The sequence below is a fragment of the Vibrio sp. 1641 genome (assembly GCF_033339995.1).
In the GTDB taxonomy this organism is placed as follows: Bacteria; Pseudomonadota; Gammaproteobacteria; order Enterobacterales; family Vibrionaceae; genus Vibrio; species Vibrio alginolyticus.
In genome coordinates this window covers 1-742 of sequence record NZ_JAWOVP010000150.1, presented here as the reverse complement: position 1 = coordinate 742, position 742 = coordinate 1, and the positions used below count along the sequence as shown (strand labels likewise).

At 42.7% G+C, this 742-nt stretch carries 1 protein-coding gene; it reads left to right on the top strand.

Going from position 1 to position 742, the window contains the following annotated elements:
* Positions 1-503: DUF1214 domain-containing protein (locus tag R7Z47_RS24745; protein ID WP_318130749.1), on the top strand; the 503-nt coding region annotated here is incomplete at its 5' end.
* Between the last annotated feature and the right edge of the window lie 239 nt (positions 504-742).

Sequence of the window (742 nt, the reverse complement as noted above, 5' to 3'; positions counted from 1 at the left end):
AAAACTACGATGAACTTGATGAGCGGGCGGCTTGGTTCTACGAAGCGATCACGGTTTCTCGCGGTATGAAGAGTACGATTCCAGGCTTTGGTCAGCGTTACTTAGTAACGTATCAAGATAGTGATGGTAACTGGCTTTCAGGTGAACATACCTACAAACTGCATGTTCCAGCGAATGTCCCTGCATCAAACTTCTGGTCGACGACGGTTTACGATGAACACAATCGTCTGATGATCATCAACGATGCAGGCTCACCAGACATTTCTTCTCGTAAGAATTTAAAAGTTAATTCTGACGGTTCGATTGACGTTTACTACGGTCCAAAGCCAGTGAAAGGTTATGAGAACAACTGGGTACAAACGAACCCAGGAGAAGGTTGGTTTACGTATTTCCGCTTCTACGGCCCAACAGAGAAATGTTCGATAAGAGCTGGACGAGGGGTGATATCGAACTCGGCAAATAAGAACATTGGTATCAATATAGGGAAACACACGTCTCCCTGAGTTATAACACGGCACCTCAAAACTGAGATTGTCTGTTGTAAAATTAAGCTCGGCTACAGGACTGTTTTACCTGTGGCTGAGCTTTTTACTAAATAAACAAGACTTATCAACTGGCTAAGTCTTGAGAATAATCTGATGGCGCGTTTTCCAACTTTCCAGTTGTTTATTGGCTGAAACACAGAACATTTACTGTTGAGATATTGAACGCAAATATCGTGTAGTCAAAGGTGGAATATCTT